This is a genomic window from Nocardia carnea NBRC 14403 (assembly GCF_000308515.1).
In the GTDB taxonomy this organism is placed as follows: domain Bacteria; phylum Actinomycetota; class Actinomycetes; order Mycobacteriales; family Mycobacteriaceae; genus Nocardia; species Nocardia carnea.
Map to the genome: position 1 here is coordinate 1 of NZ_BAFV01000122.1, position 13,732 is coordinate 13,732.

Genomic DNA, 13,732 nt, shown 5'->3' on the forward strand with positions numbered 1-13,732 from the left:
AGGCCGGGTCTCCGCCTGGGATGCGGCGAGGGCGGTGAGTGCGGCCAGGAACGTCGTGCGGGTGGCGGGATCGGTGCAGAGGGTGAACAGCTCTTCCAACTGGTCCACGATCACCACCAGTGTGTCGCCGGGCCGCCCCTGCAGAAGTAGGTCGGCGGGTTCACTGATTCGTCCGGGGTTGCGTTGGATCGAGTCGCGGGCACGGGGGCTGTCCAGTGCGTCGACCAGACGTTGCAATGGATCGGAGCCGGGAGTGAACCGCCGGACCGGCCATCCGGACGAACCGTCTGTCCCGGGGATTCCGCCGGCCCGCACAGCTGCAACGACTCCGGCGTTGAGCAGGGATGTCTTTCCCGACCCCGACGCGCCAACCAGTATCCGCAGTCCGCCCGCGCGGGCCGCGGCCGACAGTTCGTCGAGCAGTAGCTCGAGCATCGTGTCGCGACCGTAGTACATTTCCGCGTCCTCCGGGCCGAACGGCGCGAGCCCGGGATATGGGCTCCGGCCCGGCGCCGGTTCTCGGGTGGTGTCGTCGTCCGGCGGTCCGGCGGCGGGATTGGCGGCGATGATCAGGTCGCCCGCGCGGTCGCCCGCTTGGCGGCGCGGTAGCGGGCCGTGCTGTGTCTCGCGCAGCACGCGGTAGACCCCGGAATACACCGCGTCCAGAGTCAGCCAGGATGGTTCCCGGGGATCACCCTGTTCCAGCAATCGCAGCAGGGCGCCGGTGAAAGCGGTGTGCCGTTGCCCAGCGGGGGCCGAGGCGAGGTGTTCGGCGGAGCCGATCAGGTAGCGGCCGTGCGCACCGGTGGCGAACTCTCGGATCGAGGCGGTATCGGCATCCATGTTGGCGGTTCCGGAGAAACAGCAGTCCAGGACCACCACCACGGCCGGCGCCCGGCACTCCTGCACCGCCTGCGTCAGCGCGGCGAACGACAGCGCTTGATGCGCAGCCAAACCTGGTACCAGATCGCCGGTTTCGGCTGCAGCCAGGTATAGCTGTCCGCCGGGCCCGCGCAAACCGTGACCGATGAAATAGATCAGTAGGACCGACCGGGCACGGGCGGCCTCCTCGGCGATCACCGCCGCCATCGTCCGCGCATCCGGCGGATCCAGCACGCCGACCACGTTCTCCGCCGAGGCGCCGCATCGTTCGATGAACGCCTGCCGCAGATCGGCAAATGTCTGCGCCACCGTAGGTAGCGGCGGCAGCACGGTATCGCTATGGGTGGCGATGGCCAGCACCAGGATGCGGACACCGTCGCCGGACAGGCCGGTCATTCGCCGAGCCGGGGGCGTTGCTCCGGATCGAGGGTGTCCAGCAGTGTGGTGGTCAGTTCTTGTAAGCCGGTGGCGTCCAGCGCAGTCACACCGTGCGCATTCAGGTCCACGCTGCGCTCATCCGCACCCTTCACCGTAATCCGCACGTTCGTACGGCGACTCCGCAGCCAAGCGACGATCGCCGTCGCGGTCGCCGCCGTCACACCGGCGGGACCCACGACGATCTCCAGTGCGTCCAGCACCGGGCCCATCTCCTCCTGTCCCGGCGGTCGCGAGCGCGAACGCACACATCCGTGCAGTTCTTCGGTATCGGAGAGATAATCGCCCAAGTCGCGCAGTTCTTCGGCCTCTTCCGCGGTAATGAACATTCGAACCCCCAGCGTTTGTTGCGCACCAGCCGATTGATTTGCAGCACAGCAGTTTCCGGCAACCCTACCTACAGCGATCGAACAAGTCAGGTGATCGACGCAACCTGGAACGCCGACTCCGGAGCAAACGCCGCACGGTGGCCGGTGCCGCACCGCCCTTCCTCTGACCGGCCGTCCGCACCGGGTATAAGGTCCACGCGGCTTCCTCGGGGCTATCGGCGAGCGGTGGCGAGGGTCTGGATATCGCCGTCGGGAGTCAAGGAGTCGATCGCTGCGGCCAAATCGGTGACGCGGAGGTCCAGGTGCTTCGAGACGGCCTCCAGCACACTCCTCCACCCGCCGGTGCGGTCGTCGACGGTGATGACGGAGCCGTTCATCAGTGTGAAGTCGAGGTATTTCAGGACGGAGGTGATGGCGTCGACGGCGTAGGCAGATACCGTCTCGATGTCGGACCAGCGGAGGTCGATGGAACGGTCTGCGGCATCGATGAGACGAAAACCTGCGGCTGTCGGCTCGATATGGTTGCGCGTCACGTGACTTACCGCTCCTCGGTTCTAGGCAGGTTCCGCCGGAGCTGTTACCCCGGTTTGTGCGGTTCGGCCTCCGAACTCGCGTACGACGGAGGTCGATGCGGTAGCGGCGATATCGTCGACCCAGACCGGGATCGGGGCGGCGCGCGCTATGTAGTCGCGGACCAGGCCGTAGGGGATGGCTTTGATGGCGGCGGTAGCTATCGCCATACCGAATTCGTCGGCGATGCCGAACTCCTTGGTGACAGCGTCGCCTACGGCGGTATTCATCTCGTCGTTGACGGTGCCGATCGCGTCCCTCAGATCGTCCGGTCCGGTCTCGAGCAGTTCGTCGCGGTGGAACATCTTCATCGCCCGTGCCTCGGTGGGATGTTCGCGGCAATAGCGGGGTAGGTATGCCGCGGCGGCGAGTAGCGGGTCCGGGCCGGACAGGGCGTCGATGAGGCCGGCCTGGAAGCGGCGGATCGAGCGGAGCCACAGGCGGGCGAGCAGTTCGTCGCGGGAGGCGAAACGTACGTAGATCGATCCGGTGTGCACGCCGGAGGCGGCGCTGATCGCGGCGATTCGCGGCCGGGTGATCGCGGGGTCGGCGAGCAGGTCTCGGGCCGCGTCGAGGACCTGATCATCGGTGAAACGCCGGGGTCTTGCCACCGCGTCAGTTTAGGACATAGTTTTAGAATATGGATTAAAAAACTAGAGTTCCGGTGGTCGGCGGCCTGCTCGTGTTCATCGGGTCGGTTCATACCGCCATGGGAATCGTCGTCTGGGCGACGCAGGATCAGGACCCCGAACTGTCCTTCTGGTTCACCGCATTCGGTGTCCTCGCCGTCGGTTTGGGGATCGCGGTCCTCGAGGTCGAGCGAGCGCGCGGATTCGTGACCGCGCCGATCCTCGCCGCCATCGCGGCACTGGCCGCTTTCGGGCTGGTCTACATGCCCGTTTCCGGTTTCCTCAGCCTGCTCCTGCCTCTCGCGTTCGGCGTGGTCGGCTGGAACAAACGCCATGCGATGGCTCGCACCGCGACATGAGGGGCCCCGTCGGGCACGGCGCGGCGGGGAGGTGAGCACGTAATCGGTGGACGCCGGGACAGAGCGGCGGCTATCGTCCCCGGCGTGATGCAGCAGTTCTTCTTCCGTCTCGTCTGACGACCGCAGCCGCCTCCGCGGCTCCGAACGACTTCGGCCCGTACTCGGCCGAAGTGATTCGTCGTACTCGAAACGCGAAGGAACCTTATGCTGTTGCTCGTCTCCGGCGCCTCGGGCGTCGGTAAAACCACCGCCCGACTCGTCGCCGCACCCCTGCTGGGGGAGACCGTCGAAACGGCCGAACTGTTCACGCTCGGTCCGCTTCCCACTGTTCCGACGATCGCCGGGCGCCATCAGTTGGCCGAGGTCGCCGTGCAGAAGGCGATCGAACTGGAGAAGGAAGGCCGGCACCTGCTGTTCGCCGGTGACCCCGTCCCCGCGGGTGAAATGCTCGCGGCGCCGTCGGCCGACCGGATCGATATCGCGGTCTGCCTGCTCGACGCGGACGAACCCACGCAGACCGCGCGCCTGAGGGCCAGGCAGGAGCCGTCGGAACTGCTGCCCTTGCATCTGAAATTCGCCGAGTGGATGCGACGGCATGCCACCGATCCCACCTATGTCCCCGAAGCCGTTACCAACGACGGCTGGGCGGAAATGTGCTGGGAGCGGTGGGTCGGTCGTGAAGATCTCACCGGAATATGGGCTATGCGCGTGATCGACACATCGGCGCTGGACGCCCACGATGTCGGGCGAGCGCTTGTCGAATGGTGTCGTGCGGCGATAGCAGGCGAGGTGCCGGTGTTCCGCCGGGGCTGGCATATCGTCCGCTGAACTGCGCGGTCGCTCGCTTCGGCCAGAGCACGGGCGGAAGCGAGCGACCGCCGGCGCTCTGGACGGCAACGGCGGCTCAGAACGCGAGGGAGGCCCAGGGAATGTCGATCGGGAAGGGGTATCCGAACTGCACTCCTGCCTCGTCCGCGGGTGTCCATTCGCCGACCAGCCGGTAGTCGGATCGGTGCAGCGGGCGGACGCCTTCGGGCAGCGTGGCGACGCCGGTTTCCAGCCCGTACGCCCGGATCTTGGCGATGGCGCTGACGTCCGGTTGCAGGGTGACTTCCCAATACCAAGGGATTCCCGCCGCGGCGTACCGGCTCTTCTTCGCCTCTATATCGGATTGGGTATTGGACGGCGACAGCACTTCACCGACCAGGACCGTATCGTGTGCCCGCACATCCTGGTAGGGGGGAAGACAACGGAAAACAATGAAGTCGGGCGTGAGAAAGTCGGACTTGCCGCTGGTCCCGAGAAACACGTTGGTTTCGAGATCGACCTCCCAACAAGTGTCGGTCCGCACCGAGGCGCTATCCCGCGCGCAACGTTCGATCTCGTGGACTGCGCGGCGAGTGAACCGCTGATGCTCTCGTGGGCCGCGCCGCAACCACACCACGCGGCCCTCCCAGAGTTCGATCTGATCGGCGATCTCGTCGGGTAGCCGCTCCAGTTCCTCCCAAGTCATGTATTCGGGGAGGTCGGGCTTCTCGATCCGAGGCGAGGACATGGGTCAATCGTATGCGGACAACAGGCCGCCGAGCAGCTGTGTAGCGATTCGAAACACCGGGAGCCTCGTGTTCACAGGCCGCCGATTCCTTTCCCGACAACGACTGCGCCCATGACGACCAGAACGATCGCCATCATCACGTGGTTGTTGTCCTGCAACCATGCCCGAACCCGATCCAGTGGGGCGCGCAGCCGGTCGGCGGCCAGGGTGTAGCCGAGGATCACGAACAGCACGCTGGACGCGGCCAGCACCGTGAACACGATGACAGCGACCACCTGTCCGCCGACACTGGTGCCGCTGGACCCGATCACCACGCCGGCCGACAGGCACAGCAGCAGGTTCTTCGGGTTCACCGCGGAAAGCAGCGCACCCAATTCGGCCGCCCGCCGCATGGTCAGTGTGTCGATGGCGCGCATCCAGCCGGGTATCGCGGTATCGGCGCGAGACCGCCACTGCGCCGCGGCCAACCCCAGCAGCAGTATGCCGAGCACGATCTTCACCCACGCGCCCGCGGCCGACGGTTCCCGGTCACCTCCGCCGCCCAGCGGACCGGCCAGCAACACCACGATCACGGTGGCGGCCGCGATACCGGCGACCCAGCCGAGCGCGAACCCGCGCCCGGCTCTGCCTGCGTCGGCCGACAGGATCATCAGGCTCGCGGCGATGATCGGGATGGGGGAGAGCGCCACCCCGACCGCCAGCGGGAGCAGATCACCGATCACAGTGCCCATCTGCTGGACAGTAGGACACAGCGACAGTTCACAGCCCGCGCTGCGCCGCTGCGGGTTCGTGTCGTTGGCGCATCGTGACCCAGGGCTACGCCGGGCGCCGATACTCACCCGCGCCTTTTTGCCGCGGCCTTGTCGACGACGGCGTCGATGCCGCACATAGTGCCCGCCGTTTCGGACACACGGGCGGTAGTCGGGGAGACAGGCCACCGAGCGCCACCTACCGGGCTCGGGGTCCCGGGTCAGCCGAGGATTGCGGTCAGGTCGAGGTGGGTGAGGCGGGCGGGGTCGGCGAGGATATCGATGGCGGTGATGCGGTCGCCGGTGACGGTGAAGCCCAGCACCGAGAACGGGTTGCCGTCGAGGGTATTGACCAGGCCCGCGCCGCCGTTGACGACGGCGGGGTGGATGGTGCAGGTGGTGGCCATACGCCGGAAGGTTTCGGCCTGGCCGGCGACGGCGGTGGCGCCACGGATCACGCGCATCGTTGCGCCCGCGTCGGCCCGCAGCACGACATCGGGGTCGAGCAGGCGGAGTAGTTCGCCGAAGTCGCCGCCGCGGGCGGCGGTGAGGAAAGCGCCGACGACGCGGCGTTGCCGGGGTAGGTCCGGGTTCGGGGTGGCACCCTGCACGCGGCGGCGCGCCTGGCTGGCGAGTTTCTTCGCGGTTTGCGGGGTGCGGTCGACGATGGGCGCTATCTGTTCGTAGGGCATGGCGAACATATCGTGCAGGACGAAGGCGAGCCGTTCAGCGGGGCTCAGCGATTCCAGCACGACCAATAGTGCCGGCCCGACCGAATCTGCCAGCACTGCTTCGCTTTCCGGGTCGGGCGTGGTCTCGCTGACGATTACCGGGTCGGGTAGGTGCTCGGCCTCGAAGGGTTCTTCGTGGCGGGTTTTGCGGCTGCGGAGCAAATCCAGGCAGACCCGTCCGGCGACGGTGGTCAGCCAGCCGCCCAGATTGCCGACATCGGAGGTGTCGGTGCGGGCCAGGCGCAGCCAGGTCTCCTGCACCGCGTCGTCGGCTTCGGTGAGCGAGCCGAGCATGCGGTAGGCGACCGCCCGCAGATGGGTGCGGTGTTCCTCGAAACGGTCGGCCAGGAACTGGTCGTCGTGCACGGGATCCTCCTCGATTCTCGTCCTGTATCGATGACGGATCGGCGGCTGCAAACGTGACCGCATCATTTCGCGGCCGGGTCGCCGAGCACGTACCGGGTCGCGGCGCGGCTGCCCTCCCGACCGTGGCGCGACTCCACAACAGGCTCTTACCAGCGGTTTCAGTTATGACGGTCACGTTGTCGTTCCGCCGTCCGTCAATGCGGCAGACCACGAACCGTGGCAGCCGAACACTCGGCGTCGCGGTTGCCACTACGGCCACCGAAGGGAACGAAAACCATGGAGCCGATCCAAGTGCACGGAACCGTCACCGACGGATACGAAGATGTGCGCCGTGAATTCACCGCAGTCGTCGCCGAGGAGAACGGCGAATCCGGGGCCCAGCTCGCCGCCTGTGTCCGTGGCCGGCGGGTCGTGGATCTGTGGGCGGGCCCGGAGGTCACCGCCTCGACCCTGACCGGTCTGCACTCGACGTCCAAGGGGGCCGCCGGCCTGGTGATCGCCTTGCTGATCCAGGACGGTGTGCTCGATATCGACCGCCCGGTCGCCCACTATTGGCCGCGGTTCGCCGCTGCGGGTAAACAGCGGATCACGGTGCGCGATGTCCTCGTACACCGCTCCGGCATCGTCGGCGCCGACGGCGGTTTCACTGTCGCCGAGCTGGCCGACGAACAGCTCATCGCCGAACGGCTGGTGGGGCAGCGGCCATACTTCGAAGCGGGCACAGTGCACGGTTACGGCGGATTCGTCACCTACGCCATCGTCGGTCAGGTGGTGCGCGCGGTGACCGGCAGTACCGTCCAGGAGCTGTTCGAGCAGCGTATCCGCGCCCCGTACGAGTTGGATGTGTACCTGGGCCTGCCCGCGGAACTGGATCACCGCTACCTCCCGATCCGGCCCTGGCGGGCGACCCCGGAGATGGCCGCCGCGTTCGCCGCGAACTCACCGAATCCGCACGGTATGGCCGGGATCTCCTACAACCTCAACGCCCGCGGCTTCACCGCGGCCGACGTCATGGCATTGCCCAACGACCCGGCCCTACGCCGGCTCGGGCAAGCGTCGGCCGGCGGCGTCGGAAGTGCGAACGGGCTCGCCGCAATGTATGCGGCGGCCGTCACCGGTATCGACGACCGGGAACCGCTGCTGACCCTGGAAACCATCGCCACCGTCTCGGCGATCCATTCCAGCGGGACCGATCTGGTCCGGGGTGACCGTGCACCGTACGCACTCGGTTTCGAAGCCAAGAGTCTGCTGTATCCGTTCCTCGGTGCGCATGCTTTCGGGCACACCGGATCCGCGGGGTCGGACGGATTCGCCGACCCGCACAGCGGGCTCACCTACGGCTACACCCGCCGCCGTGCCGCGTTCGCTTTCAACGCACCTGAAAACGCCCGGCTGGCAGCAGTCATCCACCGCGCGGCGATCGAAACCGGTCGCCCAGCGGCCGCCTGACACCTCCCCCCCCCTTCCCCGACTCAGAGGAGTACAACCATGTCCACTCGCACCACCTCACAGATCCGAGCCCGAGGCCTGAAATTCGCGCGGTGGGTTCCCGTAGCGGCCGTTCTGTCCGAGACCGCGGTCGGCGCCTACTGGGACCTCGCCCGGATCTCCTACGTCCGCGACTCGTTCGACCATCTCGGCTACCCGATGTACTTCGCCACGATGCTCGGCGTAGCCAAAACCGCCGCGCTCGCCGCAATCCTCACCCCGGGACACCCCCGCACCAAGGAATGGGCCTACGCCGGACTGGTCTTCGTCTACGGCGGCGCCGCCACGTCCCATCTCGCCGCCGGCGACGGCCCGGACAAATGGGCCATGCCGCTGGCCTTCGCCGCCTGTACCTTCGCCGCGCGCGCCTGGCTGCCGCAGGGCACGTCGACGACGGCCGCGCTGCAAGCACTCGGCGGGAGCCGCCGCCAACCCGCCTGACCGGTCCACCACCACGGATTCACCACAACAGATAAGGAAACGAAGAGTCATGAATACGAACACCACCGAGCACACCGGTACCTCCCGCCTGCCGAATCCGCAGCAACTGGTTCCGGCATTGGGCGAGGTCGGCGCCGCACTGTTCAAGGCCACCGGCAACGGTGCGATCCCACGCGCCACGATCGGCCTGGTCCAGCTGCGTGCCGGACAGCTCGTCGGTAGCGCCTATCTGGCCATCCTGCACGCCGGGAACCTGCGCGGGGCCGGGGGATCCGAGGAACGTATCGCCGCGGTCGCCACCTGGCGCGACGCGCCCTATTTCACCGAGGCCGAACGGGCAGCGCTTGCCCTGGTGGAAGCGGTACTGCAACCGGCACCGCACGGTGAACGCGTACCCGACGAACTGTACACACGCGTCGCCGAACATTACGACGACGCGGCGCTGGCGACCCTCGCGATGGCCATCGGACAGGTGAACTTCTTCGTTCCGCTGGCTCTCATCGGCAAACCACTGCCCGGCCGGTCGCCGGCCGAACAGTGGACGCCGGTGCCGACTCGATAGGTCAAAATTCCGGTGGCAGGGCCGGGGCAACCGTTGCCCCGGCCGAATGCCTGGCGAACCCGATCGTCCCATCGCTGGGCCGGGCCCGACCTGCCGTCGAGGAACTGTGCGTGCCCGCCGTGCCAGGTACGAGCAGTGAACGTCCCCCGGGATCCTGGTCGGTTCCGGTGCCCAGGTCGTAGCCTCGAAACCATGACCTCGAGCGATCGGGCCGATGAAGTCTGCGGCGGCCGGTGTTCCCGGGAGCAGCAACACGACATGCGCCGGGAACACCAGCGCGGCAACCGCGGCGGTTGCAGCAGGATCGGCTCCGCTCAGGTCGCTGGAGTGCACCGTGGGGACACCGGGGCGGGGCCAGGAGGCGGGGGCGTGCGGGCGTCGACGACCGGGTGGCGACGATTGACTGGGCAAGGACGGTTGACGGGGCGGGGACGTTTCACCGGGTTCTTCGGCCCGATTCTGGTCGCCGGCGTGCTGGTCGCGTGCACCCCCGGTCCGAGCACGGATCCGACGGGTCCCGCTTCGACCGAACCCCAGGCCGCTTCATCTTCTTCCTCGCCGGACGCGATGGTTACGACCATCACGACAGACCTCGCCGCGCCCTGGGCAGTCGCATTCCACGGCGATACGGCGCTCGTGAGCGAACGGGATTCCGCGCGCATTCTCGAACTCGATGCCGAGGGCAACCCGCGCGAGGTCGGTGTGATCGCGGGGGTCGCGCCGGCCGGTGAGGGTGGCTTGCTGGGGATCGCCGTGCGCGAGGGCAGCCTCTACGCCTATTACACGGCCGGTAGCGAGAACCGGATCGAACGATTCGAGCTCACCGGAGAGCCCGGCAGTCTCGGTCTCGGTGCCGGGGAAATGCTGCTGGACGGTATCCCGGCCGCCCGGTTCCACAACGGTGGCCGGATCGCTTTCGGACCCGACGGGATGCTGTATGCCACCGTCGGTGATGCCGGAGATCGTGGCAGCGCGCAGGACCGTAACGCACCCACCGGCAAGATTCTGCGGATGACTACGGACGGGCGGGCGCCCGAGGACAACCCCTTACCCGGGTCGCGGGTCTACAGCTACGGCCACCGCAACCCTCAGGGTCTCGCGTGGTCCGCGGACGGCACCCTGTATTCGAGCGAGTTCGGGCAGGACACGTGGGATGAGCTCAATGTGATCGAACCGGGCGGCAACTATGGCTGGCCCGAGGTCGAAGGTATCGCCGGCCGTGCCGGTTTCATCGATCCGGTTCAGCAGTGGCGGCCGGATGAAGCGAGCCCGAGCGGTATGGCGATCAGCGGCGGGACCCTCTACCTCGCGAACCTGCGCGGCGAGCGGCTGCGGCAGATCCCGCTCGACGACCTCGCCACCTCGACCGAACATCTCGTCGGCGAGTACGGGCGTCTGCGCGATGTCACCGTCGCGCCCGACGGTGCACTGTGGGTGCTGACCAACAACACCGACGGTCGCGGCGAACCCGCCCCCGGCGACGACCGCATACTGCGCGTGGGAATCGGCCACTGACCCCGGGAGCTCAGGGCGGCAGGCGGGAAGGGTTTGACGAAATAGCCGAGCGCCCCTGCATCATTGGCCGACCTGGGGTTCGGACCGGATCGTCGAATACCTCGAGCTGCAACGCGACCTGTACGGCTATCTGCACGATCAGACACTGCGGCTCATCAATCAGGGGTTCGTCGGCAGTGAGATCGCGGAGATGCTGGAGCCGCCGCCCGCGCTGCGCAGGGCGTGGCACAGTCGCGGCTATTACGGCTCGCTGAGCCATAACGTCAAAGGTATCTACCAGCGCTATATGGGTTGGTTCGACGGTAATCCCGCGCATCTGTGGGAGCATCCTCCCCGCCGAATCGGCCCGCGGCATGTGGAGGCTATGGGCGGTGCGGACGCGGTCCTCGACAAGGCATACGGCGCCTATCGTGACGGCGATTTCCGCTGGGTCGCGTAGCTGGTGAACTACGTGATCTTTGCCGACCCGGCCAACACCGCGGCGAAAAAACTGCAGGCCGGCGCCTTCGAACAGCTCGGGTACGGGTCGGAGAACGCCACCTGGCGCAACTTCTATCTCTCCGGCGCGACCGAATTGCGCAGCGGGTCGTTCGGCACTCCGGTCACCACCGACAGTGCCGGGTTGGCGGCGGCGCTGACGGTCGAGATGGTCTTCGACGCCATGGCGGTGCAGCTCGACGGACCGAAAAGCCTGGGACCGGCGGATCGTCATGGACTGGCGTATCCGCGATGAGCGGCGCACCCACCGGACCGAACTGCGCAACGGTGTACTCGTCCACTACGACCTACCGCGCGACCACTCCGGTCCGGCACCCGTGGCCGCGTTCGACCTCACCAAGGCGACACTGTTGAGCGTGCTGCCCGGCGGCGGGGATTTCGCTGCCGTCGTGCAGGCAGGGGATATCCGCGTCACCGGTAACCCTGCGGCGCTCCAGCAGGTCAAAGAACTCCTGGACAGTGCCGACCCGGAATTCGGGATAGTCACACGTTGATCCGGCCGGTGCTCTTGTCCTCGGGCCCGGTGGGGTTGCCGGGCCCGAGCGCAGGAGGCCTGCCGGGCCTAACCCCGGTACGGTAGCCCTTGTCCACCTGCGGATCCCGTAGGGGTCTGTCTCCGGGCGAGGCATCGGGCTACTCGGACGAGGTGTGGGAATGCTGGACGGGATACGTGCGACGGTGCTGGTAGCGGCGACCGTGGCCACCGGTTTCATGGCGGGTGTGTTCGGCACCTACGCGCTGGCGGTCATGCCCGGGCTGCGGTCGACGGACGACCGGACGTTCATCGGCTCGTTTCAGGCCATGGACCGGGCGATCGTGAACCCCCTGTTCCTGGCGACCTTCATGGGGGCGCTCATCCTGTCGGTGGCGGCGGCGCTGCTGCAACTCGGCGAGGGTCGTTCGTCCGTACTCGTGTGGACGGCGGCCGCGGCGGTGCTCTACCTGGTGGCGGTCGTGGTCACCGTGGCGGTTCATCTGCCGCTCAACGACGCGCTGAAAGCTGCCGGCGCGCCGGCGGAGATGACGGACCCGGCGGGGGTGCGGGCGGCGTTCGACGAGGCGCGGTGGGTGACGTGGAATTACGTCCGCGTGGTGACGAGCGGGGTGGCGTTCGGGTGCCTGGCGTGGGCGCTGGTGCAGTGGGGGCGGGTGCAGGCGGCCGGTTGACCACATACCGGTCCGCGGCGGATCGGCGCGCGTTGCGGCGTATTCCGTTGGTTCGGTGGCCGGCGGACGACGGTCCACGCGTATCGCGGTGGTCGGTCCGCTCGGCCGCCGACCCGGTTCGTCTCGGCGTCACGCACAGCGGGGCCGCGCATCCTATGCCGGCGCGGACGCAGGATCACCTGCCGTCCGGGCTTCCCGGGTGCCCGATTCGTGCGGTCCGTGACGACTGTCCGCGGCGGTCCGGCGGTGGTTCCTCTGGCTCCGGTGGGCGCTATTCGTAGCGTACGGTCACCGATGGGGTGTCCGGAACGGCCTGGCAGGTGAGGATGTAGCCCTCGTCGAGATCGTCGTCGGTGAGAGCGTCGTTGACGCGCATGGTGGCCTTGCCTTCGGTAAGTTTGGCCATGCAGGTGGCACAGTTGCCGGATTCGCAGGAGAACGGGGGAGTCAGGCCGGCTCGGCGGGCGCTTTCGAGGAGTGTTTCGCCGTCGCGGCGGGGGACGGATTTCTTCTTCCGGTTGATGAATATGGTGACTGTGCCCTCTTCGGTGGCCGCGGGATCGGGCGACTGGGCTGCGGGGGCCGGCACTGCCTGTGCGCCGGAAGATTCGGCAGCCGGAGCCGAGGTGGGTGGTGCGGGTTTCGCGGGGGCGGCGCCACCGAAGCGTTCCGAGAAGATCCGGCCCGGGCCGGGGAGTGCGTTCTCCACCAGTTCCATGAACGGTTCGGGGCCGCAGATATAGGCATCGCCCGCGGTGTTCTCGCCGACGAATTCCAGAACCTTCGCCGCGTCCACGTACCCGTGTTCGTCGTCGCGGTGCCGGACGACGGTCAACCGGTCCGGATACTTCGCCACCAGTTCGTTCAGTGCGGCTTCGAAAATCGCCGACGGCCGGTCGCGGTCGGCGCACAGCAGCCGGACCGTGCGGTCGGTGCTCGCCAGGGTGCTCTTGGCCAGCGAGATGATCGGGGTGATACCGCTGCCGCCGGAGAAGCCGAGCACCGGGACTTCGCCGTCGCGCAGGCAGAACCGGCCGGTGGGCACGGTCAGTTCGACCTCGTCGCCCTCGCTGATGTTGTCGTGCATCCAGTTCGACACCGTCCCGCCGGGGACCCGTTTCACCGTGGTCATGAACTCGGTATCGGTTTCGGGGGCGCTGGACATCGAATACGACCGGAACAGCGGTTTGCCGTCGACGGTGACCTTGAAGGTGCAGAACTGCCCGGCCTGATAGGAGAACGGCCCGTCGTCCGGTTCCAGCACGAAGGTGCGGGTATCGGGTGTTTCCTTGACGATCCGGATCACTTTCGCGCGCCGGAACAACGGTGGTCTCGCCATGGTCGCCTCCTTCTGGTAGTAAGATTCTATCCAGGCGAGAATAGTATTCTCAAATTCGGATAGGAACAGCGATGAAGTGCTATCGGATCGGGGGCGGCAGATGAGTGAGGCCACAGT

The 13,732-nt window shown here is 67.3% G+C and carries 15 protein-coding genes and 1 pseudogene; 8 read left to right on the top strand and 8 right to left on the bottom strand.

What is annotated here, in order from left to right:
* The 4 genes from ON22_RS30905 to ON22_RS30920 form a co-directional block, all read right to left on the bottom strand.
* A partial coding sequence (locus ON22_RS30905; RefSeq protein WP_043740935.1) for a caspase, EACC1-associated type occupies nt 1–1,278 on the bottom strand: 1,278 nt, incomplete at its 3' end.
* On the bottom strand, nt 1,275–1,646 hold the full coding sequence (locus ON22_RS30910; RefSeq protein ID WP_051158321.1) for an effector-associated constant component EACC1: 372 nt from the start codon (nt 1,644–1,646) through the stop codon (nt 1,275–1,277). The genes ON22_RS30905 and ON22_RS30910, both read right to left, overlap by 4 nt.
* Nucleotides 1,647–1,858: 212 nt before the next feature.
* Nucleotides 1,859–2,179 carry a ubiquitin family protein gene (locus ON22_RS30915; RefSeq protein WP_033245756.1) on the bottom strand — a complete coding sequence of 107 codons (321 nt, stop codon included), beginning with the start codon at nt 2,177–2,179 and terminating at the stop codon, nt 1,859–1,861.
* Between the two features lie 21 nt (nt 2,180–2,200).
* On the bottom strand, nt 2,201–2,827 hold the full coding sequence (locus ON22_RS30920) for a TetR/AcrR family transcriptional regulator (RefSeq protein WP_051158322.1): 627 nt from the start codon (nt 2,825–2,827) through the stop codon (nt 2,201–2,203).
* Nucleotides 2,828–2,880: 53 nt separating this feature from the next.
* On the opposite strand from ON22_RS30920, the gene ON22_RS30925 reads away from it, so the two are divergent.
* Nucleotides 2,881–3,204: a DUF6463 family protein gene (locus tag ON22_RS30925; RefSeq protein ID WP_033245755.1), complete on the top strand. Its 324-nt coding sequence runs from the start codon at nt 2,881–2,883 to the stop codon at nt 3,202–3,204.
* Between the two features lie 204 nt (nt 3,205–3,408).
* Nucleotides 3,409–4,032, top strand: coding sequence for a P-loop nucleotide/nucleoside kinase family protein (locus tag ON22_RS30930; protein ID WP_033245754.1), 624 nt, complete (start codon nt 3,409–3,411; stop codon nt 4,030–4,032).
* Nucleotides 4,033–4,108: 76 nt separating this feature from the next.
* Here ON22_RS30930 and ON22_RS30935 read toward each other — a convergent pair whose 3' ends face one another.
* From ON22_RS30935 to ON22_RS30945, 3 genes are all read right to left on the bottom strand, one after another.
* Nucleotides 4,109–4,759, bottom strand: a complete 651-nt coding sequence (locus tag ON22_RS30935; RefSeq protein WP_033245753.1) for a Uma2 family endonuclease — start codon at nt 4,757–4,759, stop codon at nt 4,109–4,111.
* A gap of 71 nt (nt 4,760–4,830) precedes the next feature.
* Nucleotides 4,831–5,490 (bottom strand): GAP family protein, encoded by a 660-nt coding sequence (locus ON22_RS30940; RefSeq protein ID WP_033245752.1) that lies wholly within the window; start codon nt 5,488–5,490, stop codon nt 4,831–4,833.
* 239 nt (nt 5,491–5,729) lie between these two features.
* The gene (locus ON22_RS30945; protein WP_033245751.1) at nt 5,730–6,605 is read right to left on the bottom strand and encodes a sigma-70 family RNA polymerase sigma factor; all 876 of its coding nucleotides are present in this window, start codon (nt 6,603–6,605) and stop codon (nt 5,730–5,732) included.
* 276 nt (nt 6,606–6,881) lie between these two features.
* On the opposite strand from ON22_RS30945, the gene ON22_RS30950 reads away from it, so the two are divergent.
* The 6 genes and pseudogenes from ON22_RS30950 to ON22_RS30975 all read left to right on the top strand — a co-directional run bounded on the left by ON22_RS30950 (nt 6,882) and on the right by ON22_RS30975 (nt 12,276).
* Nucleotides 6,882–8,054, top strand: coding sequence for an EstA family serine hydrolase (locus ON22_RS30950; RefSeq protein ID WP_033245750.1), 1,173 nt, complete (start codon nt 6,882–6,884; stop codon nt 8,052–8,054).
* Nucleotides 8,055–8,093: 39 nt separating this feature from the next.
* Nucleotides 8,094–8,534: a DoxX family protein gene (locus tag ON22_RS30955; protein WP_033245749.1), complete on the top strand. Its 441-nt coding sequence runs from the start codon at nt 8,094–8,096 to the stop codon at nt 8,532–8,534.
* A gap of 49 nt (nt 8,535–8,583) precedes the next feature.
* Nucleotides 8,584–9,096: a carboxymuconolactone decarboxylase family protein gene (locus ON22_RS30960; RefSeq protein ID WP_033245748.1), complete on the top strand. Its 513-nt coding sequence runs from the start codon at nt 8,584–8,586 to the stop codon at nt 9,094–9,096.
* A gap of 567 nt (nt 9,097–9,663) precedes the next feature.
* The gene (locus tag ON22_RS30965) at nt 9,664–10,611 is read left to right on the top strand and encodes a PQQ-dependent sugar dehydrogenase (RefSeq protein ID WP_197039701.1); all 948 of its coding nucleotides are present in this window, start codon (nt 9,664–9,666) and stop codon (nt 10,609–10,611) included.
* Nucleotides 10,612–10,669: 58 nt separating this feature from the next.
* Nucleotides 10,670–11,603, top strand: a pseudogene (locus ON22_RS36125) (alkyl sulfatase dimerization domain-containing protein); the annotation flags it as partial.
* 160 nt (nt 11,604–11,763) lie between these two features.
* Entirely contained in the window at nt 11,764–12,276 is a 513-nt protein-coding gene (locus tag ON22_RS30975) for an anthrone oxygenase family protein (RefSeq protein WP_033245747.1), read from the top strand.
* A gap of 271 nt (nt 12,277–12,547) precedes the next feature.
* On the opposite strand, the gene ON22_RS30980 is transcribed toward ON22_RS30975, so the two are convergent.
* Nucleotides 12,548–13,615, bottom strand: a complete 1,068-nt coding sequence (locus ON22_RS30980) for a ferredoxin--NADP reductase (RefSeq protein WP_033245746.1) — start codon at nt 13,613–13,615, stop codon at nt 12,548–12,550.
* Nucleotides 13,616–13,732 lie beyond the last annotated feature (117 nt).